The following is a 23627-nucleotide window of genomic DNA, read 5'->3' as shown; positions in this document are numbered from 1 at the left end:
CTTTGAAGTTATTTTATTTGTTAGACTTAAACTCTCTCAAGGGATGCCCTGTATAAATTTGTCTAGGTCTTCCAATTGGTTCTTTGTTTTCACGCATTTCTTTCCATTGTGCAATCCAACCTGGCAACCTTCCAATAGCAAACATTACTGTAAACATATCAGTTGGAATACCTAATGCTCTGTAAATAATTCCAGAATAGAAATCAACATTAGGATATAAGTTTCTTGATTTGAAATAATCGTCTTCAAGAGCTGCAGATTCTAGTTTTTTAGCAATTTCTAAAATAGGATCATTTACCCCTAAAGTTTCTAAAACTTCCTTAGCTGCTTTTTTGATGATTTTTGCTCTCGGATCAAAGTTTTTATAAACTCTGTGACCGAATCCCATTAAACGGAAAGGATCATTTTTGTCTTTAGCTTTCGCCAAAAACTTATCTGTATCACCCCCGTCTTTGTTAATTTCTTCTAACATTTCTAGAACTGCCTGATTTGCTCCACCATGAAGTGGTCCCCAAAGTGCAGAAACTCCAGCAGAAATTGACGCAAACAAACCTGCATGAGATGAACCAACCATTCTTACCGTTGATGTAGAACAGTTTTGTTCATGATCTGCATGAAGAATAAATAATTTATCCAATGCATCCACAATGATTGGATTTGCTGAATAAGGCCCTGTAGGCAATTTAAACATTAATTGCATAAAATTATCTACGTAACCAGTTGTGTTGTCATAATAATTCAATGGATAACCCATAGATTTTCTGTAAGTCCACGTAGCAATTACAAGAAATTTACCCATCGTTTTACAGATGGCTTCATACATCTCTTTTTCATTATCAACATTTACAGCTTTTGGATTAAATGCAGTTAATGCACTTGTCAAAGCAGATAAAACGCCCATTGGGTGCGCTGTTTTTGGAAAACCATCAATGATGTTTTTCATTTCTTCGTTTACCAAAGTATGTTTTTTGATACCATTTTCAAACTGCTCTAGTTCTTTAGCAGTTGGCAATTCACCAAAAATTAAAAGATATGATACTTCCAGAAAACTAGCTTTCTCGGCTAAATCTTCGATTGAGTATCCTCTGTAACGCAAAATTCCTAATTCTCCGTCTAAGAAAGTGATCTCACTTTTACATGAACCAGAATTTTTATATCCTGGATCAATTGTGATAATACCAGTTAAATCACGTAATTTGTTAATATCGATAGCTGATTCATTTTCACTCCCTGTAATAACCGGAAGTTCAATTTTTTGACCATCTACTTCTAATGTAGCTATTTTTGACATAATATATCGGAAATAATTCTTTAAAATAATAATTTATCAAATCTAAGGAATTTAAGACTAATTAAAAAAAGAATCCTGCTATGAATTTGTTAAAACTCCAAAAAAAAACCATTCGTTAATACGAATGGTTCTTTTTAATATATAACTCTTACAATTATTTAATCTTAAAAGCGTTTAATCCCGGAAAATATGCAGTACTTCCTAATTCTTCTTCAATTCTTAATAATTGATTGTATTTTGCCATACGATCAGAACGAGAAGCAGAACCTGTTTTTATTTGTCCACAGTTTAAAGCTACAGCTAAATCAGCAATAGTATTATCTTCTGTTTCTCCAGAACGGTGAGACATAACAGAAGTATAACCAGCATTTTTAGCCATATTTACAGCAGCGATAGTTTCAGTCAAAGTTCCAATTTGGTTTACCTTTACTAAAATTGAATTTGCAATTCCTTTTTCAATACCAGTTGACAAACGCTCAACATTAGTTACAAATAAATCATCACCAACTAATTGCACTTTATGTCCAATTTTTTCAGTTAAATATTTCCATCCATTCCAGTCATCTTCATACATACCGTCTTCTATAGAAATAATTGGATATTTAGCAGCAAGTTCAGCTAAATAATCAGCCTGCTCTTCAGAAGTTCTGATTTTTCCAGTTTCACCTTCAAATTTAGTATAATCGTATTTACCATTTACATAAAATTCAGAAGCTGCACAATCAAGAGCAATCATAATTTCATCTCCAAAAGAATAACCAGCTTTCTCAACTGCCAATTTGATAGTATCCAAAGCATCTTCTGTACCACCTGCTAAATTTGGTGCAAAACCACCTTCATCACCTACAGCAGTACTTAGACCTCTGTCATGTAATACTTTTTTCAAGCTATGGAAAATTTCAGTTCCCATTTGCATTGCATGTGTAAATGAAGTTGCCTTAACAGGGAAAATCATAAACTCCTGGAATGCAATAGGCGCATCAGAGTGAGACCCACCATTGATGATATTCATCATTGGAACTGGTAATGTATTAGCAGAAACTCCGCCAACATACCTGTATAATGGCAATCCAAGTTCATTTGCAGCAGCTTTTGCAGCAGCTAAAGAAACTCCTAAAATAGCATTAGCTCCTAATTTAGATTTATTTGGTGTTCCATCTAAATCAATCATTAATTGATCGATAGTGTTTTGCTCGAAAACAGAAGTACCAACTAACTCCTCAGCAATAACGGTATTTACATTATTCACTGCGTTCAAAACTCCTTTTCCTAGATAAGCTTTCCCTCCATCACGTAATTCAACAGCTTCGTGCTCTCCAGTAGATGCTCCAGATGGAACAGCAGCTCTTCCTAAAACTCCATTTTCAGTTACTACATCAACTTCAATAGTAGGATTACCTCTAGAATCAAAAATTTGTCTTGCGTGAACTTTAATTATAATACTCATTATTTCTGTTTTTTTATTAATAAATTATATTTTTTTTTCGAAATTATAAAAATATTTAATAGTAAAAACGCATTCTTACTAATAAACCTCTTTATTTATTAACTACATCGTTTTAGCAGCAGCATGTTTTATATTCTCAACAAACTGATCAAATAAATAAGATGAATCATGTGGTCCAGGACTTGCTTCCGGATGATATTGTACTGAAAAACAATTTTTATTTTTCATTCGCATTCCTGCAACTGTATCATCATTTAAATGTACATGCGTGATTTCTAATTCAGGATGCCCTTCCAAAGCTTCTCTTTTCACAGCAAAACCATGATTTTGAGAAGTAATCTCACCTTTACCTGTAATTAAATTCTTTACAGGGTGATTAATTCCGCGATGACCACCAAACATTTTATAAGTTTTAACGCCGTTTGCCAAAGCTATGACCTGATGACCCAAACAAATTCCAAATAACGGTTTATCGTCAGCTATAATTTCTTTAGCAACTTGTATAGCGCCGAATAATGGATCCGGATCTCCAGGGCCATTTGACAAGAAATATCCATCAGGATTAAACTCTGTCAAATCTTTATAGGTTGAATTATATGGAAAAACTTTAATATAGCAATCTCTCTTAGCCAGATTTCTTAAGATATTCTTTTTAATCCCTAGGTCTAAAGCTGATATTTTATAGGTAGCATTTTCATCTCCAAAAAAATAAGGCTCAGTAGTCGATACTTTTGAAGCCAACTCTAAACCTTCCATGTTTGGCACATTTGCCAATTCTTTTTTCAAATCTTCAACTGAAGTTCCATCAGTACAGATAACGGCATTCATAGCTCCGTTATCACGGATATAACTTACTAATGCACGAGTATCTACATCAGAAATACAGATTAAATTCTGTTTAGTAAAATAATCTTCTAAACTCCCTGACGCATCTTCACGTGAATAATTAAAACTGAAGTTTTTACAAACTAAACCAGCAATTTTGACACTATCAGATTCTATTTCTAGATCATTAACGCCATAATTTCCAATATGCGCATTAGTAGCAACTAATATTTGACCAAAATAAGAAGGATCAGTAAAAATTTCCTGATATCCGGTCATTCCAGTATTAAAACAAACTTCACCAAAAGTCTTACCGCTAATCCCGATAGATTTTCCATGAAAAATAGTCCCATCACTTAGTAATAAAATGGCGCTTTGTCGTGTTGTGTATTTCATTCTTTAATTTGTATTGTTTTTTAATCGTCATAAAACCAACTAAGCTAGTTTTACTTGTAATTAGATATTTTGCAAATTTACTTCTTTAAAAGAGTGCTTCCAAGATTTTTTAAAAATTTCATTCATAAAAATAAAACCTAAGTACCGAAATAAGTTATATTTTGAATTCTTTTAAAAAAAATCAAAAAAAAAGGATAAACTAAAAATTAGCTTATCCTTGATTTTTATAGAATCATTACTTTCATAATTATTCAGAAGCTTCAGTAGTCGTTTCTGACTCAGCAGCTGGAGCATCAGTAGTTTCCTCAGCTTTTTTTGCTTTACCACCACGACGGCTTTTTGCTTTTTTAACTTCTTTTTTACCTCCATTGTAAAGTTCATTGAAATCTACAAGTTCGATCATTGCCATATCAGCATTATCTCCCAAACGATTTCCAACTTTAATGATACGAGTGTATCCACCTGGACGGTCTCCAACTTTAGCAGCTACGTCTCTGAACAAGTCAGTTACCGCATATTTGCTACGTAAGTAAGCAAAAACAATACGACGATTGTGAGTCGTATCTTCTTTTGATTTTGTGATTAAAGGCTCAACGAATTGTTTAAGCGCTTTAGCCTTAGCAACAGTAGTGTTAATACGTTTGTGCTCAATAAGAGAACAAGCCATATTAGCTAACATAGCTTTTCTATGTCCAGTCTGTCTGCTTAAGTGATTGAATTTTTTTCCGTGTCTCATTGCTATTTTAAATTTAATCCGCCATGGCGGATTGAATTATTCTTTATCTAATTTGTATTTAGCTAAATCCATTCCGAAAGTTAAATTCTTAACTGCTACAAGTTCATCTAGCTCTGTTAAAGATTTTTTACCAAAATTACGGAATTTCATTAGGTCATTTTTATTGAACGATACTAAATCACCAAGTGTATCAACTTCAGCCGCTTTCAAGCAATTTAATGCTCTCACAGATAAATCCATATCAACAAGCTTAGTTTTAAGCAATTGTCTCATATGCAATGACTCTTCATCATACGATTCTGTTTGTGCAATTTCGTCAGCCTCGAGTGTAATTCTTTCATCAGAAAACAACATGAAGTGGTGAATTAAAACCTTAGCAGCTTCAGTAAGAGCATCTTTCGGATTAATAGATCCATCAGTTTTAATTTCAAAAACTAATTTTTCATAATCTGTCTTTTGTTCTACACGGAAGTTTTCAATTGCATACTTTACATTCTTTACCGGAGTAAAAATTGAGTCTGTAAAAATGGTTCCAATTGCAGCATTCTGTTTTTTGTTCTCCTCAGCAGGAACATATCCTCTACCTTTTTCGATTGTTAAATCGAAGTTCAATTTGATTTTAGAATCTAAATTACAGATAACAAGGTCTGGATTCAAAACTTGAAAACCTGAAATAAATTTTTGAAAATCACCTGCTGTCAATTGATCTTTACCAGAAACAGAAATTGTAACTGCTTCATTATCGATATCTTCAATCTGACGTTTGAAACGTACTTGTTTTAGATTAAGGATAATTTCGGTAACATCTTCAACAACACCTGAAATAGTAGAAAACTCATGATCTACACCTTCGATACGAACAGATGTAATTGCATAACCTTCTAATGCTGAAAGCAAAACTCTTCTAAGTGCATTACCAACTGTCAATCCATAACCAGGTTCTAAAGGTCTAAATTCGAATTTACCTTCAAAATCGGTTGAATCGATCATGATAACTTTATCGGGCTTTTGAAAATTAAATATTGCCATAAATTTCGACTAAGTCAATTATTATTTGTTGTACAACTCTACGATTAATTGTTCTTTAATGTTTTCTGGAATCTGAAGTCTTGCAGGTACAGAAACAAAAGTTCCTTCTTTAAGATCATTATTCCAAGTAATCCATTCATAAACATGACTTGAATTTGACAAAGAACGTTCGATAGCTTCTAAAGATTTAGATTTTTCACGAACTGCAACTTTATCACCAGGTTTAAGGTGGTAAGAAGCGATATTTACAACTTCACCATTAACAGTAACGTGTCTGTGAGAAACTAATTGTCTAGCACCTCTTCTAGAAGGAGCGATACCCATTCTAAAAACAACGTTATCTAATCTTGCTTCACATAATTGTAAAAGAACTTCACCAGTAACACCTTTAGTAGCTGATGCTTTTTTGAATAAATTTCTGAATTGTTTTTCTAAAATTCCGTAAGAATATTTAGCTTTTTGCTTTTCCATTAACTGAACAGCATACTCAGATTTTTTACCTCTTTTTTTAGCCATCCCGTGTTGTCCAGGTGGGTAATTTCTTTTTTCGAAAGATTTATCATCTCCGAAGATTGCTTCGCCAAATTTACGAGCAATTCTAGTTTTAGGACCAGTATATCTTGCCATTTCTAAAAAATTAAATTTAAGGTAGAGATTATGAATTCAGGTCAAATCCTTCGATAATCTATATCCTACCTTGTTTATACTATAAATAAATAAAATTAAACTCTACGTCTTTTTGGAGGACGACATCCGTTGTGCGGCATTGGAGTAACATCGATAATCTCTGTAACTTCAATTCCACCGTTATGAATAGAACGAATAGCAGACTCACGTCCGTTTCCTGGTCCTTTTACATAAACTTTTACTTTTTTAAGTCCTGCCTCAAGAGCTACTTTACTACAATCTTCTGCTGCCATTTGGGCTGCGTATGGAGTATTCTTTTTAGAACCTCTAAAACCCATTTTACCAGCTGAAGACCAAGAAATAACTTCACCTTTTTTGTTTGTCAAAGAAATGATGATGTTATTGAAGGTAGCAGAAATATGAGCTTCTCCCGTTGATTCAACAATAACTTTACGTTTTTTTGCAGTTGCTTTAGCCATATTACTTATTATTTAGTTGCTTTTTTCTTGTTAGCAACAGTTTTTCTTTTACCTTTTCTTGTTCTAGAGTTGTTTTTAGTTCTTTGTCCTCTTAAAGGAAGACCAGATCTATGACGGATACCTCTGTAACAACCAATATCCATTAAACGTTTGATGTTCAAAGAAACCTCAGAACGTAATTCTCCTTCAATTTTGTAAAATGAAACTGCATCACGAATTGCTCCGATCTCGTCATCATTCCAATCTTGAACTTTTTTGTCTTGGCTAACTTGAGCTTTTTCTAAAATCTCAATAGCTCTACTTCTTCCTAATCCAAAGATATAGGTAAGTGCTATAACACCTCTTTTATTTTTTGGGATATCTACCCCTGCTATTCTTGCCATAATTATCCTTGTCTTTGTTTAAATCTAGGATTCTTTTTGTTTATTACGTACAATCTCCCTTTTCTACGCACAATGATGCACTCGGGACTTCTCTTTTTTACTGATGCTCTAACTTTCATAGTGAATATCCTTTAATATCGATAAGTAATTCTTGCTTTTGACAAATCATAAGGACTCATTTCTAGTTTCACTTTATCACCAGGTAATAATTTGATGTAATGCATACGCATCTTACCAGAAATATGAGCAATTACAATATGTCCATTTTCTAACTCTACACGGAACATCGCATTTGATAATGCTTCGATGATTGATCCGTCTTGTTCTATTGCTGATTGTTTTGCCATAAATATATTAAGCTACCGCTTTTCTATTTTTACCAGTCTTCATTAAACCATCATAATGTTTGTTTAACAAGTATGAATTGATTTGCTGAATAGTATCTATTGCAACTCCAACCATAATTATTAATGAGGTACCTCCAAAAAACATTGCCCAAGATTGTTGTACATCCATAATACTTACAACAATAGCTGGGAACACAGCAATCAAAGCAAGGAATAAAGATCCTGGGAAAGTTATTAAAGACATCACTTTATCTAAGAAATCTGAAGTTTCAGCACCTGGACGAACTCCTGGGATAAAACCACCGCTTCTTTTTAAATCATCAGCCATTTTGTTAGTAGGAACCGTAATTGCAGTGTAGAAAAATGTAAATACAATAATTAAAGTTGCAAATACAAAATTATACCAAAAACCGAACATATTACTAAATGCTCCAACAATAGATTGTGATGTGTCTGATTTAGACAATCCAGCTACAGCTGCAGGTATAAACATAATTGCCTGAGCAAAAATAATTGGCATAACTCCAGAAGCATTAAGCTTAAGAGGAATCCATTGTCTATTACCACCTGCTAAATCTTGCTCATAATCACCAGTTGTTGTACGACGAGCGTATTGAACCGGGATTCTGCGTACTGCCATTGTAAGCAATACACAAGAAATAATCACTAATAACCACACAATAATTTCAATAACTAATAACATTGGACCTCCATTGTTATTGGTAACTCTCGTTGTAAACTCTTGAATAAAAGCTTGCGGTAAACGAGCTAAGATACCAACCATAATTAATAATGAAATTCCATTTCCAATACCTTTATCAGTAATTTTCTCTCCAAGCCACATAGCAAAGATTGTACCTGTCACTAAGATAATAACAGATGAGAACAAAAATTCAGGAGAATTAAAGCCTAGTAAGAATGCACTACCAGGCAATGTTCTGTATAAATTATAGATATAAGTCGGACCTTGAACCAGTGTAATAGCTATAGTCAACCAACGAGTGATTTGATTAATCTTTTTTCTACCACTTTCCCCATCGTTTTGAAGTTTTTGTAAATAAGGAATAGCTATTCCCATCAACTGAACCACAATAGACGCAGAAATATAAGGCATAATACCTAAAGCAAAAACTGAAGCTTTAGAGAAAGCACCCCCAGTAAACATGTCTAGGATAGATCCTAAACCATTTTTAGTTTGTCCCGCTAAACCAGTTAATTGAGTTGCATCAATTCCAGGAAGCGTAACGTGTGCACCAAAACGATATACTAAAAGCAATCCTAATGTAATTAAGATTCTGTTTTTCAGTTCTTCGATTTTCCAAACATTACTTATTGATTCAATAAATTTCTTCATCTTAATAGATAAGTTATATAGTTACAGCTTCTCCTCCAGCAGCTTCAATAGCAGCTTTTGCAGTAGCAGTAAATTTGTGGGCAGTTACTTTTAATTTTGCTTTCAATTCTCCTCTACCTAAAATCTTAACGATTTCATTTTTGGTAGCTAGACGATTTGCTACGAAATCTGTCATAGAAACAGAATCAGTAATCACACCATTGTCTACTAATAATTGAAGCGTATCTAAATTAACACCTTCGTATTCTTTACGATTGATGTTTGTGAAACCAAACTTAGGCACACGTCTTTGAAGTGGCATTTGCCCTCCTTCAAAACCAATCTTTTTAGAATAACCAGAACGAGATTTTGCTCCTTTGTGACCTCTTGCAGCAGTGCCACCTTTTCCAGAACCTTCTCCTCTACCTAATCTTTTATTTTGATTGTGCGTTGATCCTTCAGCTGGTTGTAAGTTACTTAAATTCATAACAGTATTTGTTATTTAGCTTCTTCGACAGAAACTAAGTGTTTAACTTTGTTTATCATCCCAAGGATAGCAGGGTTTGAATCATGCTCTACAACTTGTCCCATTTTACGTAGACCCAAAGCTTCCAAACCTCTCTTTTGAGAAAGAGGACAGTTGATTTTGCTTCTTACTTGTTTTACTAATAATTTAGCCATAATTTCCTTGAATTAACCTTTAAAAACTTTTTCTAAAGAAACACCTCTTTGTTTTGCAACAGTATGAGCGCTTCTCATTTGTAATAAAGCATCAAAAGTTGCTTTCACTACGTTATGAGGATTTGATGATCCTTGAGATTTAGATAATACATCGTGAATACCTACTGATTCAAGAACTGAACGAACAGCTCCACCAGCAATAACTCCTGTACCATGAGAAGCAGGAATTAAAAATACACGTGCACCACCAAATTTACCTTTTTGTTCGTGAGGAACAGATTGTCCATTCAAAGGAATTTTTACTAGATTTTTCTTAGCATCTTCTACTGCTTTCGCAATTGCTTCAGAAACGTCTTTAGATTTTCCTAATCCATGACCAACTACTCCGTTTTCATCACCTACAACTACAATAGCAGAAAAACCGAAAGCTCTACCACCTTTTGTAACTTTAGTAACACGATTAACACTTACCAGACGATCTTTAAGTTCAAGACCACTTGGTTTTACCAATTCTACATTTTTGTATTTAGACATAATATATTAGAATTTAAGTCCAGCCGCTCTTGCGCCTTCTGCTAATGATTTAATACGACCGTGATATAAATATCCACCTCTATCAAAAGTGATGGTATCAATCCCAGCTTTTAACGCTTTCTCTGCAACTAATTTTCCAACAGCAGCAGCGATTTCAACGTTAGTACCTTTTCCTATTTCTTTTTCTCTTGAAGATGCAGCTAATATAGTAACTCCGTTTACATCATCAATAAGTTGAGCGTAAATTTCTTTGTTACTTCTAAATACAGATAGTCTAGGGTTAGTAGTAGTACCACTAATCGATTTTCTAATTCTGAATCTAATTCTCTGTCTTCTATCAGATTTTGTTAATGACATAATCTTATTTTTTAAGCTGATTTACCTGCTTTTCTTCTTAATACTTCACCCACAAATTTAACACCTTTTCCTTTGTATGGCTCAGGCTTACGGAAACCTCTGATTTTCGCAGCAACCTGACCTAAAAGTTGTTTATCAAATGATGTTAATTTTACGATAGGGTTTTTACCTTTTTCAGATATTGTTTCTAAAGCTACTTCTGGAGCAATTTCTAAAACAATATTGTGAGAATATCCAAGAGCTAAATCTAGCTTTTGACCTTGGTTTGAAGCTCTATAACCAACTCCAACTAATTCAAGTTCTTTTGTAAAACCTTCAGATACACCAATAATCATGTTGTTGATTAATGATCTGTATAATCCGTGTTTTGCTCTTTGGTCTTTATGATCAGACGATCTTTCTAATAAAACCTGATCGCCTTCAACTTTTACAGTAATGTCCGAAAACTCCTGAGTTAGTTGACCTTTTTTTCCTTTTACTGTAATGATACCGTCTTTAACTTCTACAGTTACTCCAGCAGCAATTACAATTGGGCTTTTACCTATTCTTGACATCTTATCTAGTCTTTAAAATTAGTATACGTAACAAATTACTTCACCACCTACATTTAATTGTTTCGCTTGTTTTCCAGTCATTAGACCTTTTGATGTAGAAACAATTGCAATTCCTAATCCATTAAGGATTCTTGGTAATTTGGCAGCACCTGCATATTTACGTAAACCAGGTTTACTAATTCTTTGGATATCTTTAATTACAGGCTCTTTAGTATCTTTATCATACTTTAAAGCAATTTTGATTGAACCCTGAACAGAGTTGTCTTCAAATTTGTAACTCAAGATATAACCTTGATCAAATAAGATCTTAGTTATTTCTTTTTTTAGATTAGAAGCTGGAATTTCAACAACTTTGTGGTTTGCAGCCACAGCGTTACGAACTCTAGTCAAATAATCTGCAATAGGATCTGTATACATATGTATTTGATTGCGACTATGGTTTTCGGGAGGCACCCGCCTCCCGAACCTTTAATCAATTAAAATTATTTTTTGGTTTGCAAAAGTAGTAACTTATTGCGAGATTACCAAGAAGCCTTTTTAACTCCAGGAATTAATCCATTATTAGCCATTTCACGGAAAGTTACACGTGAAATACCGAATTGACGGATATACCCTCTTGGTCTACCTGTTAATTTACAACGATTGTGCAAACGAACTGGTGAAGCATTTTTAGGTAATTTTTGTAGACCTTCAAAATCTCCAGCTTCTTTCAAAGCTTTTCTTTTCTCAGCATACTTTGCTACCGTTTTCTCTCTTTTAACCTCGCGGGCTTTCATTGATTCTTTAGCCATGTCTTAATTCTTTTTAAAAGGTAATCCTAATTCAGCCAATAATGACTTTGCTTCCTTGTCTGTTTTTGCAGTAGTAACAAAAGTAATATCCATTCCTGAAATTTTGTTTACTTTATCAATATCAATTTCAGGGAAAATGATTTGCTCCAAAACTCCAAGATTGTAGTTACCTCTTCCGTCGAAACCAGTAGCTTTAATACCACTAAAATCTCTAACACGTGGCAAAGCAGAAGTAACAAGTCTATCTAAAAACTCATACATTCTTTCTCCACGTAAAGTAACTTTTGCTCCAATAGGCATCCCTTTTCTCAATTTAAAAGACGCAACGTCTTTCTTTGAAATTGTAGATACTGCTTTTTGTCCAGTGATCTTTGTTAACTCATCAACCGCATAGTCAATAAGTTTTTTATCAGATACAGCTGCACCAACTCCACGGCTCAAAACGATTTTTTCAAGTTTTGGAACTTGCATCACGTTTGTATATCCGAATTCCTCTTTAAGAGCAGAGATTACTCTACTCTTATATTCTTCTTTTAGTCTAGGTGTATATGCCATTACTATAGTACTTGATTAGATTTTTTTGAAAATCTTACTTTCTTATCTCCCTCTACTCTAATACCAACTCTAGTTGTTTCCTTAGTTTTAGGATCAATTAGTGAAATGTTAGATATTTGTATAGAAGCTTCTTTCTTAACGATACCACCTTGAGGGTTTTTAGCACTTGGTTTTGTATGTTTCGAAACCATGTTTACACCTTCAACTATCGCTTTATTTTTCTCACGGTAAACACGTAAAACTTTACCTTCAGCACCTTTATGGTCTCCAGCAATAACTCTTACGATATCTCCTGATTTTATTTTTAGCTTTATCATCTTAAAACGAATTAAAGCACTTCTGGTGCTAATGATACAATTTTCATGAATTGTTTTTCACGAAGTTCTCTTGCTACCGGACCAAAAACACGAGTTCCTCTCATTTCCCCTGCAGCGTTCAAAAGAACACATGCATTATCATCGAAACGGATATAAGAACCATCAGCTCTTCTCACTTCTTTTTTGGTACGTACAACAACTGCAGTTGAAACAGCTCCTTTTTTAACGTTACCGTTAGGAGTTGCATCTTTAATAGATACTACAATCTTGTCACCAACAGAGGCATACCTTCTTTTGGTACCTCCTAAAACACGGATAGTTAAAACTTCTTTTGCTCCCGTGTTATCTGCTACTTTTAGTCTTGATTCCTGTTGTACCATAATTATTTAGCTCTTTCTAAGATTTCAACTAATCTCCAACATTTTGTTTTACTTAAAGGACGCGTTTCGCTAATTCTTACAGTATCTCCAATGTTACAGTCGTTTGTTTCGTCGTGTGCAACGTATTTCTTTGTTTTCAACACGAACTTACCGTATAATGGGTGTTTTACTTTTCTTACTTCAGCAATAACAATAGATTTATCCATTTTATTTGAAGTAACAACACCTATTCTTTCTTTTCTTAAATTTCTTTTTTCTTCCATCTTTCAGCAGAATACAATTATTGTAACTCTCTTTTAGTTAGCTCTGTAGCCAATCTTGCAACTGTTCTTCTTACACTTCTAATTTGAAGTGGGTTCTCAATTGGAGAAATAGCGTGGGCCATTTTTAGGTCAGCATATATCTTCTTAGTTTGACTAAGTTTTTCTTGCAACTCCGCTGCAGAAAGATCTTTTATTTCTGATTGTTTCATAATATAATATAAATTATGCTTCGAAATCTCTAGCAACGACGAACTTAGTTTTTACTGGAAGCTTTTGAGCTGCAAGACGTAAAGCCTCTTTTGCAACTGATAAAGGAACTCCTCCAACTTCAAACATAATTCTTCCGGGTTTAACAACGGCAGCCCAATATTCAACGGCACCTTTACCTTTACCCATACGTACCTCAAGAGGTTTCTTAGTAATTGGTTTGTCTGGAAATATTTTAATCCATAATTGTCCCTCTCTCTTCATAAAACGAGTTGCAGCAATACGCGCAGCTTCGATTTGACGAGAAGTTAAGAACATTCCATCTTCATGTACAGATTTAATACCAAACATTCCATTAGAAAGTTCATGCCCTCTTTGAGAGTTACCTTTCATTTTACCTTTTTGTACCTTACGGTATTTTGTTCTTTTAGGCTGTAACATTTTTCTTTAGTTTAAAAATTTACTTTCTTTTACGAGCGTCTGGTTTACCACCTTTATTAAAAGGTTTTCTGTCTCCTCTCGGAGAATCTCCACCTTTACCACCACCAGTTCCAGATTGTTTTTTATCCATTCCTGCAAGTGGAGAAAGATCTCTCTTTCCATAAACTTCACCTTTCATGATCCATACTTTGATACCCATTCTACCGTAAGTAGTGTGAGCTTCAGCCAAAGCATAATCAATATCAGCTCTGAAAGTTGATAGAGGAATTCTACCTTCTTTGAAACCTTCTGAACGCGCCATCTCAGCACCATTCAAACGACCAGAAATCAAAACTTTGATACCTTCAGCATTCATACGCATAGAAGCAGCAATAGCCATTTTGATTGCACGTCTGTAAGAGATACGGCTTTCGATTTGACGAGCGATGCTTGTCGCCACAAGATAAGCATCTAATTCAGGTCTTTTAATTTCAAAGATGTTGATTTGAACCTCTTTGTCAGTAACTTTCTTAAGTTCTTCTTTTAACTTGTCTACCTCTTGTCCACCTTTTCCGATAATGATACCAGGTCTAGCAGTAGTGATAGTAACGGTTACAAGTTTTAAAGTTCTCTCGATGATTACTTTAGATACACTAGCTTTTGATAAACGAGCGTGGATATACTTTCTGATTTTGTGATCTTCGGCAAGTTTATCACCGTAATCATTTCCACCATACCAGTTTGAGTCCCACCCTCTGATGATACCAAGTCTATTTCCAATTGGATTTGTCTTTTGTCCCATGCTGCTTAAGAATTGCTTTGTGTGTTATTGATAGCTCCAAGCACGATTGTAACGTGATTAGAACGTTTTCTTATTCTGTGTGCACGACCTTGTGGAGCTGGACGAAGTCTTTTCAACATCATTCCACCATCTACTCTGATCTCCTTAACAAATAATCCAGCTTCTTCTAAATTACCTTCACTATTTTTTTGCTCCCAGTTGTTGATTGCAGATAATAATAGTTTTTCTAATTTTCTTGAAGCTTCTTTAGAACTAAATCTTAATATGTTAAGTGCTCTTTCTACCTTCTGACCTCTTACCAAGTCCGCTACTAAGCGCATTTTTCTAGGTGAAGTAGGGCAGTTATTCAATTTTGCGAAAGCAATAGACTTATTAGCCTCTTTTCTCGCATCTGCTGTTTCTCTTTTACGAACTCCCATTGCTTCTTATTTTTTACCTTTATTTTTTGCTCCAGCATGACCTCTAAAAGATCTAGTTGGTGAAAATTCTCCTAATTTGTGACCTACCATGTTTTCTGTTACGTAAACTGGTACAAATTGACGACCGTTATGAACTGCGATAGTTTGTCCAACGAAATCTGGAGTAATCATAGAAGCTCTAGACCAAGTCTTTACTACACTATTTTTACCACTTTCTACGTTTTCCTGAACTTTCTTGTCTAACTTATAATGAACGAAAGGTCCTTTTTTTAATGAACGTGCCATATCTTATTATTTCTTTCTACGTTCTACGATATACTTGTTACTCGGGTTTTTCTTAGAACGAGTTCTATAACCTTTTGCTGGTATTCCATTTCTTGAACGTGGATGTCCACCAGAAGAACGTCCTTCTCCACCACCCATTGGGTGATCAACAGGGTTCATTGCAACAGGTCTTGTTCTAGGTCTTCTTCCTAACCATCTTGTTCTACCTGCTTTACCAGATACAACTAATTGGTGGTCTGAATTAGAAACAGCTCCAATTGTAGCCGAACAAGTTAACAAGATTAATCTTGTTTCACCAGATGGCATTTTAATTGTAGCATATTTTCCATCTCTTGCCATTAATTGAGCAAATGTACCAGCTGAACGAGCGATTACCGCACCTTGACCTGGACGTAACTCAATACAAGAGATTACAGTTCCTAAAGGAATTCTGCTTAAAGGCAATGTATTACCAATTTCCGGTTGAGATTCTGGACCAGAAACTAATTTCTGACCAACTTTCAATCCGTTTTGAGCAATTACATACGTTTTCTCTCCATCAGCATAAGCTAACAAAGCGATAAATGCAGTACGATTTGGATCGTATTCGATTGATTTCACAGTAGCCGGAATTCCGTCTTTAGTTCTTTTGAAATCAATAATACGATATCTCTGCTTGTGACCACCACCCGTATAACGCATGGTCATCTTTCCTTGACTATTTCTACCTCCAGAGTTTTTTATCGGCGCTATCAAAGAGCGTTCCGGCTTATCAGTTGTAATGGCGTCATAACCATTCACAACTCTAAATCGCTGACCTGGGGTAATAGGTTTTAATTTTCTTACTGACATTTTTCTATCTTAGATATTGTTGTAAAAATCAATTGTTTCTCCTTCTTGTACTTGAACAATCGCTTTCTTAATTGCATTTGTCTTTCCACTGATCAAACCACTTTTAGTGTATTTCGTAGTTCTATCCGGTCTTACGTTCATCGTGTTAACTGAAACAATAGTCACTCCATAAGCAGCTTCAACAGCTTTCTTAATTTGCACTTTGTTTGCTTTTTTGTCAACAACGAATCCGAAGCGGTTTAAAACTTCACTTTCTTTGGTTACTTTTTCTGTTACTATAGGTCTAATTATGATACTCATATTCCTATTATTTGCTTAAATTTTCTTCAATTAACTCCAAAGAACCTTCTAAAAGCACTAAATTATTAGTGTTTAAAATAGCGTAAGTGCTTAATTCTGAGCTAGTTACGACATTAGAAGCCTTTAAATTGCGTGAGGACAAATATACATTTTTATTCGACTCTCCCAACACAAATAGAGATTTTTTATTTTCTAACCCTAAAGCTTTCAAAACGTTAATGAAATTTTTAGTGTTTGGCGCTTCAAAATTAAAGTCTTCAAGAACGATGATATTCGCCTCTTTTGCTTTGATTGAGAAAGCTGATTTTCTAGCCAATCTTTTCAAAGATTTATTCAATTTAAATGAATAACTTCTTGGTCTTGGTCCGAAAACTGTTCCACCACCTTTAAACAATGGATTCTTAATACTTCCCGCACGAGCTGTACCTGTTCCTTTTTGTTTTTTAATCTTACGTGTACTTCCTGTCACTTCAGCTCTTTCTTTAGCTTTGTGAGTACCTTGTCTTTGATTAGCAAGATATTGCTTAACATCAAGGTATACAGCGTGATTGTTTGGTTCAATTGCGAATACTGAATCAGAAAGTTGAACTTTTCTTCCAGTATCTTTTCCGTTGAAATCTAATACTTTTACTTCCATTACTTCTGAATGATTACATAAGAGTTTTTATGTCCAGGAACACATCCTTTAATAACAAGTAGGTTCTTTTCAGCAACTACTTTTAAAACTCTAAGGTTTTGTACTTTTACATTATCTCCTCCCATTCTTCCAGCCATACGCATTCCTTTGAATACTCTAGATGGATAAGAAGAAGCTCCCACAGAACCTGGCGCTCTTAAACGGTTATGTTGACCATGAGTTGCCTGACCAACACCACCAAATCCGTGACGTTTTACAACACCTTGAAAACCTTTACCTTTAGATACACCTTGTACATCTACAAATTCTCCTTCAGCAAAAATAGAAACATCAATAAGATCCCCTAATTTTTGTTCAGTTGCGAAATCTTGGAATTCAACGACTTTTTTCTTAGCAACAGTTCCAGCTTTTTTAAAGTGACCTAAAGCCGCTTTAGTAGAATGTTTCTCGTTTTTGTCATCGAAACCTAGTTGCAACGCTTCGTACCCGTCAACACCTTTGGTTCTGACTTGGGTAACAACACACGGCCCAGCTTCGATTACTGTACAAGGAATGTTTTTCCCGTTTTCGTCGAAAATACTAGTCATGCCGATTTTTTTACCAATTAACCCAGACATAAATATTAATTATTAATTACTAAAATTCCCTTCAATTTGAAAATAACAGAAATTTCCAAACAGGGAGTGCAAAAGTAGACATTAAAATTGAATATACCAAACAGTTACAAAAATTAAATCGCTCATTATCAAAATCCAAGGATCACAACAAGCAAGAGGAGGTGAAAATTTAAACCAAAAAATAATTTTTTCTTTCTTAATCTCTAATGATATTTTTCTTAACATTTAGATAACCCACAAAAGAAAAAACACCGGCAACAGCCTAAACAAAAGACATCTCGATCAAAACAAGCAATAAATATTAAAAACGAAAGACCTTAAAAAAGAAAAAACAAAATTTAAATAAAAGTAAAAAAGCGAAACATTTCTGTCTCGCTTTTTTTTATAAAATATAATAAAAAATTATACTTTTATTTCTACTTCAACTCCACTTGGCAATTCAAGTTTCATTAATGCATCAATAGTTTTAGATGAAGATGAATAAATATCAATCAATCTCTTGTATGACATTACTTCAAATTGCTCTCTCGCTTTTTTGTTAACGTGCGGAGAACGTAACACAGTGAAAAGTTTTTTGTGAGTTGGTAACGGAATTGGACCTGTTACAACTGCTCCAGTAGTTTTTACTGTTTTTACGATCTTTTCAGCAGATTTATCTACCAACATGTGATCGTAAGATTTTAGTTTTATTCTGATTTTTTGACTCATTTTCTTAAGAATTAAGCGTTACCTTTTGCTTTTTTAATTACAGCTTCTGAAATATTAGAAGGTGTCTCTGCATAATGTGAAAACTCCATAGTTGAAGTAGCTCTACCAGAAGATAATGTTCTTAATGTTGTTACATATCCAAACATCTCTGACAAAGGCACATCAGCCTTAATAGTTTTAGCACCATTTCTGTCACCCATATCATTAACCTGACCTCTACGACGGTTGATATCACCTACGATATCCCCCATGTTTTCTTCAGGAGTAATAACCTCCATTTTCATGATAGGCTCAAGAATAATAGCTCCAGCAGCTTTCGCTACTTCTCTATAACCCATTCTTGCTGCCAATTCAAAAGAAAGTGCATCGGAATCGACAGGGTGAAAAGATCCGTCTGTCAAAGTTACTTTCAAACTATCCACTTGATAACCAGCCAAAGGACCAGTTTTCATAGCTTCACGGAAACCTTTTTCTACAGATGGAATATATTCCTTAGGAACGTTACCACCTTTTACTGCATTAATAAACTGTAATCCTACAGGAACTTTACCATCAACTTCGTCAGCTGGCTCAAGTGTAAATACGATATCACCGAATTTACCACGACCTCCTGATTGTTTCTTGTAAGTCTCTCTATGAGTTGCAGTTCTTGTAAACGCTTCTTTATATTCAACTTGAGGCTCACCTTGGTTCACTTCAACTTTAAATTCACGTTTCATACGATCAACCAAAATATCTAAGTGAAGCTCACCCATACCTGAGATAATAGTTTGCCCAGAAGCCTCATCTGTTCTAACAGTAAATGTTGGATCCTCTTCAGCTAATTTAGCCAAAGCCATACCCATTTTATCAACGTCAGCTTTAGTTTTAGGTTCAATTGCAATACCAATTACCGGCGCAGGGAATTTCATAGACTCAAGAATAATTGGGTGTTTTTCATCACACAATGTATCTCCAGTTTTGATATCTTTAAATCCAACAGCAGCTCCAATATCTCCAGCCTCAATAAATTCGATTGGATTTTGTTTATTAGCGTGCATTTGGTAGATACGAGAAATTCTTTCTTTATTTCCTGAACGCGTGTTCAAAACATAAGAACCAGCATCTAAACGACCAGAGTAAGCACGGAAGAAAGCTAAACGACCTACGAATGGGTCAGTAGCAATTTTAAATGCCAAAGCAGCGAACGGCTCTTTTACATCTGGCTTACGCAAGATTTTAGTTTGATCTTCTTCTAATAATTCAGCATCATCAGGATGAATCCCTTCGATACCTTCCTTATCCATTGGAGAAGGCAAATATTTACAAACCGCATCTAACATGAATTGAACTCCTTTGTTTTTGAAAGAAGAACCAGCAATCATCGGGATGATAGCCATATCCATAGTAGCAGCTCTTAAAGCGTTGTTGATTTCTTCCTCTGTAATAGAGTTTTCATCTTCCATGAATTTCTCTAAAAGATTTTCATCATAGTCAGCAACAGCTTCAATAAGAATAGATCTGTATTCTTTAACCTCTGCAATCATATCCTCAGGAATTGGCACAATATCAAAAGTCGCCCCCTGAGTAGCATCATGCCAAATGATAGCTTGGTTTTTTACTAAATCTACAACACCTTTGAAATCATTCTCTTCACCAATTGGCAAAGTGATCGCAACAGCATTTGATTTCAACATATCACGAACTTGTTGACAAACTGCCAAAAAGTTAGATCCTTGACGGTCCATTTTGTTTACGAATCCCATACGTGGAACTCTATATTGATCAGCTAGTCTCCAGTTAGTTTCTGATTGAGGCTCAACACCATCAACAGCACTAAACAAGAAAACCAATCCATCAAGTACACGTAAAGAACGATTTACCTCTACAGTAAAGTCAACGTGTCCAGGAGTATCAATAATATTAAAGTGGTACGGCAAAGACTCAGGCAAAATCTTACCTTGCTCAGTTGGAAAGTTCCACTCACAAGTTGTCGCAGCCGAAGTAATTGTAATACCTCTTTCTTGCTCTTGAGCCATCCAGTCCATTGTTGCAGCACCATCGTGCACTTCACCAATTTTGTGTGACTTTCCAGTATAAAAAAGGATACGCTCAGTTGTTGTTGTTTTACCAGCATCAATGTGAGCAGCAATTCCGATATTTCTTGTATATTTTAAATCTCTAGCCATTTCTTACGAATTAAAATCTAAAGTGAGAGAAAGCTTTATTAGCTTCTGCCATCTTGTGAGTATCCATTCTTTTCTTAACCGCAGCACCTTCTTCTTTAGCAGCAGCTAAACATTCTGACGCTAAACGTTGTGCCATAGATTTTTCATTTCTTCTTCTAGAATAAAGTATTAACCACTTCATTGCCATAGAAATTTTTCTGTCTGGTCTAATTTGCATTGGAATTTGAAATGTAGCTCCACCTACTCTACGACTACGTACTTCTACGTGAGGCATAACGTTTGTTAAAGCATCTTTCCAAATTTCTAATGAAGATTTTTCTGAATCTTGCTTTTTAGACTCAATGATGTCAATAGCATCATAAAATACTTTGAAAGCTGTAGATTTCTTACCATCCCACATTAAGTTGTTCACAAAACGTGTTACCAATTGGTCGTTAAACCTTGGATCTGGTAAAAGTGGTCTTTTCTTTGCCGCTCTTTTTCTCATGTCTTTTTTTTAATAAAAAGTTATAGGTTATCCGTTAAATGTTTTGTTATAGAATTAAAACTTTCGCCTCAATCTAACCCTCAACTCCTAACCTCCAACTCTTAACGTTTTAAATTACTTTTTTGCTTCTTTTGGGCGTTTAGCACCGTACTTAGATCTTCTTTGCGTTCTTCCTGCAACTCCTGACGTGTCAAGCGCTCCACGAACGATATGATATCTAACACCTGGTAAATCTTTTACCCTTCCACCTCTAACTAATACTATCGAGTGCTCTTGTAAATTGTGTCCTTCTCCAGGGATGTAAGCATTCACCTCATTACCATTTGTCAAACGTACACGCGCAACTTTACGCATTGCAGAGTTTGGTTTTTTTGGTGTAGTAGTGTAAACACGCGTACAAACCCCTCTTCTTTGAGGACAAGAATCTAAAGCAACCGATTTACTCTTCTTAGTTATCTGAGTTCTTCCTGTTCTTACTAATTGTTGAATTGTTGGCATAATTAATACTAAAAATTTATTATGTATATTAAATTCCCGCTTTTTACGGGGTTGCAAATGTATAAAATATTTTTCACTATACAAACGTTAATCCATTAATTTTCAATAACATTATTTAAGCTTATCTTTTTAGAAACAATCGGCATATATTTTTAATACTTTTAACAAATCAAATTATTCCCTTTGAAACAACTTCTATACATACTCATTTCCTGCATAGGCATTTCAGGTTACGCACAAAATTTTCATTTAAAAATAAATGGGTCGAACTCAAATGAAACAAAAATTATTGACTCCATAAATTATTTTACCAAACATGCAAATATAAAATCTCTTTATGACGAAATAAACAGCACCTCTAACAAGCTCGCAAAAAAGGGATATTTAGACAATAAAATACTGCAAACAAACAAATTAAATGACAGCACTTATGTCTCTTTTATAGAACTGAAAACACGAGTAAAATATACGCATATATATATAGGTAGAAATAATTTTTTTTTTGATCCCAACGAAACCAAAAATGATACCCTAATTTTACCTTATGAAGAGACTGAAAACTATTTAAATCAAAAGATAATCGAAGCAGAAAAGCAAGGATTTGCATTAAGCAAAATAAAACTTGAAAATATTCACAGAGAGAATTTGATAATTTTTGCGAGTCTAAATTTTAAATCCGAAAAAAAACGACAGGTAAATTCAATTATCCTAAATTATACAAATAGCAAAGACAAAGCCAATTTCCCAAAAGGACATCTAAAACAACTCAACAAAAAATATTTACGCAAAACTTTCAATCAGGAAATCACCAAGCAACTTTATGACGAAATCAACAGTTACGAATTTGTAAACCAAACAAAATATCCAGAAATATTATTCACAAACGACTCAACCAAAATCTACCTTTATCTTGAAAAAAGAAAAGCGAACAGTTTTGACGGTTACATAGGATTTTCAAATGATAAAGAAAAAAAAGCAAATCTTAATGGATACCTCGATATATTACTATCAAACACCTTACATGCTGGCGAACAATTTTCATTATACTGGAAAAGTGACGGCAACCAACAAAAAACCTTCAATACAAAATTAGAAATTCCATACATTTTTAAATCTTCATTAGGATTAAAAGCGCAACTGAATATTTTTAAACAAGACAGTACTTTTCAAAACACAAAAACTTCAATCGATCTGGGCTATTACATCAACTATAATTCAAAAATTTATCTTGGATACCAAACAACCGAATCGAGTGATATCCAAAACATAAACAATTCAACAATTAGTGACTTCAAAAATTCATACATCACAACAACCTACGAATTCAAAAAAGCAGATAATGTCAACAACCTTATTCCAAAAAAAGCAAATCTGAACTGGGTTATTGGTTATGGAGAGAGAAGCACCAACAATGATCCGATAACAGCCGGAAACAGTAAACAATTTTACACCAATCTAAATGCTTCCTATAATTTTGAGTTAAATGAAAAGAATTTCATTAACATAAATTCACAGAATTTTTATTTGAATAGTAAAAACTTTATTTCAAATGAATTATTTCGTTTTGGAGGTATAAATTCCATTAGAGGCTTTTTAGAAAACAGCCTGCAATGTAACTTCAATTCTTTAATTCTTACAGAGTATCGGTATAAATTTTCAAAAACCATTTATGTTAACACAATTACCGATTACGGCCTGTATCAAGACTTAACAAGCGTAATTAATCCAAACAAAATAAAAAAATTAATAGGACTTGGAATTGGATCAGTTATACAAACGCCAAACGGATTACTTAAGATTAACCTCACAAATGGAGGCGCAAACGTACAAGAAATACAATTATATAACACTATCATAAACATATGTTATAATGTTAAATTTTAGCAGTAACCGAAAAAAGTTTAAATTAATATTAGGATAGTT

The 23627-nt window shown here is 34.2% G+C and carries 36 protein-coding genes; 1 reads left to right on the top strand and 35 read right to left on the bottom strand.

Going from position 1 to position 23627, the window contains the following annotated elements:
* Positions 1–13: 13 nt before the first annotated feature.
* The 35 genes from B0A65_RS03920 to rpsL form a co-directional block, all read right to left on the bottom strand.
* Positions 14–1291 (bottom strand): citrate synthase, encoded by a 1278-nt coding sequence (locus tag B0A65_RS03920; RefSeq protein WP_074659373.1) that lies wholly within the window; start codon positions 1289–1291, stop codon positions 14–16.
* A gap of 154 nt (positions 1292–1445) precedes the next feature.
* Positions 1446–2738: a phosphopyruvate hydratase gene (eno, locus tag B0A65_RS03915; protein WP_074659372.1), complete on the bottom strand. Its 1293-nt coding sequence runs from the start codon at positions 2736–2738 to the stop codon at positions 1446–1448.
* Positions 2739–2840: 102 nt separating this feature from the next.
* Positions 2841–3959 (bottom strand): glutamine-hydrolyzing carbamoyl-phosphate synthase small subunit, encoded by a 1119-nt coding sequence (gene carA / locus B0A65_RS03910; RefSeq protein WP_074659371.1) that lies wholly within the window; start codon positions 3957–3959, stop codon positions 2841–2843.
* A 247-nt stretch (positions 3960–4206) separates the two neighbouring features.
* Positions 4207–4695, bottom strand: coding sequence for a 50S ribosomal protein L17 (gene rplQ / locus B0A65_RS03905; protein ID WP_074659370.1), 489 nt, complete (start codon positions 4693–4695; stop codon positions 4207–4209).
* A gap of 36 nt (positions 4696–4731) precedes the next feature.
* Positions 4732–5724 (bottom strand): DNA-directed RNA polymerase subunit alpha, encoded by a 993-nt coding sequence (locus tag B0A65_RS03900; protein WP_026109818.1) that lies wholly within the window; start codon positions 5722–5724, stop codon positions 4732–4734.
* 21 nt (positions 5725–5745) lie between these two features.
* On the bottom strand, positions 5746–6351 hold the full coding sequence (gene rpsD, locus B0A65_RS03895) for a 30S ribosomal protein S4 (RefSeq protein ID WP_026982953.1): 606 nt from the start codon (positions 6349–6351) through the stop codon (positions 5746–5748).
* Positions 6352–6446: 95 nt separating this feature from the next.
* On the bottom strand, positions 6447–6830 hold the full coding sequence (gene rpsK / locus B0A65_RS03890; protein ID WP_007803677.1) for a 30S ribosomal protein S11: 384 nt from the start codon (positions 6828–6830) through the stop codon (positions 6447–6449).
* 8 nt (positions 6831–6838) lie between these two features.
* Complete coding sequence (gene rpsM, locus B0A65_RS03885; protein ID WP_007803675.1) at positions 6839–7213, bottom strand: 30S ribosomal protein S13; 375 nt, start codon at positions 7211–7213, stop codon at positions 6839–6841.
* Between the two features lie 2 nt (positions 7214–7215).
* Positions 7216–7332 carry a type B 50S ribosomal protein L36 gene (gene ykgO, locus B0A65_RS03880; protein WP_072945378.1) on the bottom strand — a complete coding sequence of 39 codons (117 nt, stop codon included), beginning with the start codon at positions 7330–7332 and terminating at the stop codon, positions 7216–7218.
* Between the two features lie 12 nt (positions 7333–7344).
* Positions 7345–7560: a translation initiation factor IF-1 gene (gene infA, locus B0A65_RS03875; protein WP_007136545.1), complete on the bottom strand. Its 216-nt coding sequence runs from the start codon at positions 7558–7560 to the stop codon at positions 7345–7347.
* A 7-nt stretch (positions 7561–7567) separates the two neighbouring features.
* Entirely contained in the window at positions 7568–8914 is a 1347-nt protein-coding gene (gene secY, locus B0A65_RS03870; protein WP_017495008.1) for a preprotein translocase subunit SecY, read from the bottom strand.
* Positions 8915–8927: 13 nt separating this feature from the next.
* Positions 8928–9380, bottom strand: coding sequence for a 50S ribosomal protein L15 (rplO, locus tag B0A65_RS03865; protein ID WP_026982954.1), 453 nt, complete (start codon positions 9378–9380; stop codon positions 8928–8930).
* A gap of 11 nt (positions 9381–9391) precedes the next feature.
* Positions 9392–9574, bottom strand: coding sequence for a 50S ribosomal protein L30 (rpmD, locus tag B0A65_RS03860; protein WP_017495010.1), 183 nt, complete (start codon positions 9572–9574; stop codon positions 9392–9394).
* A gap of 12 nt (positions 9575–9586) precedes the next feature.
* A complete protein-coding gene (gene rpsE / locus B0A65_RS03855; protein ID WP_085950926.1) occupies positions 9587–10111 on the bottom strand; it encodes a 30S ribosomal protein S5 in 525 nt (174 codons plus the stop codon).
* A 3-nt stretch (positions 10112–10114) separates the two neighbouring features.
* Positions 10115–10465, bottom strand: a complete 351-nt coding sequence (gene rplR / locus B0A65_RS03850) for a 50S ribosomal protein L18 (RefSeq protein WP_074659369.1) — start codon at positions 10463–10465, stop codon at positions 10115–10117.
* An 11-nt stretch (positions 10466–10476) separates the two neighbouring features.
* Entirely contained in the window at positions 10477–11019 is a 543-nt protein-coding gene (gene rplF / locus B0A65_RS03845) for a 50S ribosomal protein L6 (protein WP_055093060.1), read from the bottom strand.
* Positions 11020–11037: 18 nt separating this feature from the next.
* A complete protein-coding gene (gene rpsH, locus B0A65_RS03840) occupies positions 11038–11436 on the bottom strand; it encodes a 30S ribosomal protein S8 (RefSeq protein ID WP_017495014.1) in 399 nt (132 codons plus the stop codon).
* A gap of 104 nt (positions 11437–11540) precedes the next feature.
* Positions 11541–11810 (bottom strand): 30S ribosomal protein S14, encoded by a 270-nt coding sequence (gene rpsN / locus B0A65_RS03835; protein ID WP_007803655.1) that lies wholly within the window; start codon positions 11808–11810, stop codon positions 11541–11543.
* A gap of 3 nt (positions 11811–11813) precedes the next feature.
* Positions 11814–12365 carry a 50S ribosomal protein L5 gene (gene rplE, locus B0A65_RS03830; protein WP_007803652.1) on the bottom strand — a complete coding sequence of 184 codons (552 nt, stop codon included), beginning with the start codon at positions 12363–12365 and terminating at the stop codon, positions 11814–11816.
* Positions 12366–12367: 2 nt separating this feature from the next.
* Positions 12368–12682, bottom strand: a complete 315-nt coding sequence (rplX, locus tag B0A65_RS03825) for a 50S ribosomal protein L24 (RefSeq protein WP_007803650.1) — start codon at positions 12680–12682, stop codon at positions 12368–12370.
* 11 nt (positions 12683–12693) lie between these two features.
* Complete coding sequence (rplN, locus tag B0A65_RS03820) at positions 12694–13062, bottom strand: 50S ribosomal protein L14 (RefSeq protein ID WP_007803649.1); 369 nt, start codon at positions 13060–13062, stop codon at positions 12694–12696.
* Positions 13063–13064: 2 nt separating this feature from the next.
* Entirely contained in the window at positions 13065–13325 is a 261-nt protein-coding gene (gene rpsQ, locus B0A65_RS03815; protein ID WP_007803646.1) for a 30S ribosomal protein S17, read from the bottom strand.
* Positions 13326–13342: 17 nt separating this feature from the next.
* Positions 13343–13534: a 50S ribosomal protein L29 gene (gene rpmC, locus B0A65_RS03810; RefSeq protein WP_007803639.1), complete on the bottom strand. Its 192-nt coding sequence runs from the start codon at positions 13532–13534 to the stop codon at positions 13343–13345.
* Between the two features lie 13 nt (positions 13535–13547).
* On the bottom strand, positions 13548–13973 hold the full coding sequence (gene rplP, locus B0A65_RS03805; RefSeq protein ID WP_007803637.1) for a 50S ribosomal protein L16: 426 nt from the start codon (positions 13971–13973) through the stop codon (positions 13548–13550).
* Positions 13974–13992: 19 nt separating this feature from the next.
* Positions 13993–14754: a 30S ribosomal protein S3 gene (rpsC, locus tag B0A65_RS03800; RefSeq protein ID WP_007803635.1), complete on the bottom strand. Its 762-nt coding sequence runs from the start codon at positions 14752–14754 to the stop codon at positions 13993–13995.
* A 5-nt stretch (positions 14755–14759) separates the two neighbouring features.
* On the bottom strand, positions 14760–15173 hold the full coding sequence (rplV, locus tag B0A65_RS03795; RefSeq protein ID WP_007803631.1) for a 50S ribosomal protein L22: 414 nt from the start codon (positions 15171–15173) through the stop codon (positions 14760–14762).
* Positions 15174–15179: 6 nt separating this feature from the next.
* On the bottom strand, positions 15180–15458 hold the full coding sequence (gene rpsS / locus B0A65_RS03790; protein ID WP_012022488.1) for a 30S ribosomal protein S19: 279 nt from the start codon (positions 15456–15458) through the stop codon (positions 15180–15182).
* Between the two features lie 6 nt (positions 15459–15464).
* Positions 15465–16289 carry a 50S ribosomal protein L2 gene (gene rplB / locus B0A65_RS03785; RefSeq protein ID WP_007803623.1) on the bottom strand — a complete coding sequence of 275 codons (825 nt, stop codon included), beginning with the start codon at positions 16287–16289 and terminating at the stop codon, positions 15465–15467.
* A 9-nt stretch (positions 16290–16298) separates the two neighbouring features.
* Positions 16299–16589, bottom strand: a complete 291-nt coding sequence (gene rplW, locus B0A65_RS03780) for a 50S ribosomal protein L23 (RefSeq protein ID WP_017495018.1) — start codon at positions 16587–16589, stop codon at positions 16299–16301.
* Between the two features lie 7 nt (positions 16590–16596).
* Positions 16597–17226 (bottom strand): 50S ribosomal protein L4, encoded by a 630-nt coding sequence (gene rplD, locus B0A65_RS03775; RefSeq protein WP_026982957.1) that lies wholly within the window; start codon positions 17224–17226, stop codon positions 16597–16599.
* Positions 17226–17843 carry a 50S ribosomal protein L3 gene (rplC, locus tag B0A65_RS03770; RefSeq protein ID WP_007803612.1) on the bottom strand — a complete coding sequence of 206 codons (618 nt, stop codon included), beginning with the start codon at positions 17841–17843 and terminating at the stop codon, positions 17226–17228. The genes rplD and rplC overlap by 1 nt, the downstream gene beginning before the upstream one ends.
* Before the next feature lie 402 nt (positions 17844–18245).
* Positions 18246–18551 (bottom strand): 30S ribosomal protein S10, encoded by a 306-nt coding sequence (gene rpsJ / locus B0A65_RS03765; protein WP_007803605.1) that lies wholly within the window; start codon positions 18549–18551, stop codon positions 18246–18248.
* Positions 18552–18562: 11 nt separating this feature from the next.
* On the bottom strand, positions 18563–20719 hold the full coding sequence (fusA, locus tag B0A65_RS03760) for an elongation factor G (RefSeq protein WP_074659368.1): 2157 nt from the start codon (positions 20717–20719) through the stop codon (positions 18563–18565).
* Positions 20720–20729: 10 nt separating this feature from the next.
* Positions 20730–21206, bottom strand: a complete 477-nt coding sequence (rpsG, locus tag B0A65_RS03755; RefSeq protein WP_007803600.1) for a 30S ribosomal protein S7 — start codon at positions 21204–21206, stop codon at positions 20730–20732.
* 114 nt (positions 21207–21320) lie between these two features.
* Complete coding sequence (rpsL, locus tag B0A65_RS03750; protein ID WP_007136570.1) at positions 21321–21704, bottom strand: 30S ribosomal protein S12; 384 nt, start codon at positions 21702–21704, stop codon at positions 21321–21323.
* Positions 21705–21887: 183 nt separating this feature from the next.
* On the opposite strand from rpsL, the gene B0A65_RS03745 reads away from it, so the two are divergent.
* On the top strand, positions 21888–23588 hold the full coding sequence (locus B0A65_RS03745) for a BamA/TamA family outer membrane protein (RefSeq protein WP_242670218.1): 1701 nt from the start codon (positions 21888–21890) through the stop codon (positions 23586–23588).
* Positions 23589–23627: the final 39 nt, after the last annotated feature.

The organism is Flavobacterium frigidimaris, from assembly GCF_002217275.1.
Lineage (GTDB): Bacteria > Bacteroidota > Bacteroidia > Flavobacteriales > Flavobacteriaceae > Flavobacterium > Flavobacterium aquidurense.
Note: the sequence above shows the minus strand (reverse complement) of the source record. Positions and strands in the feature narration are given on the sequence as shown.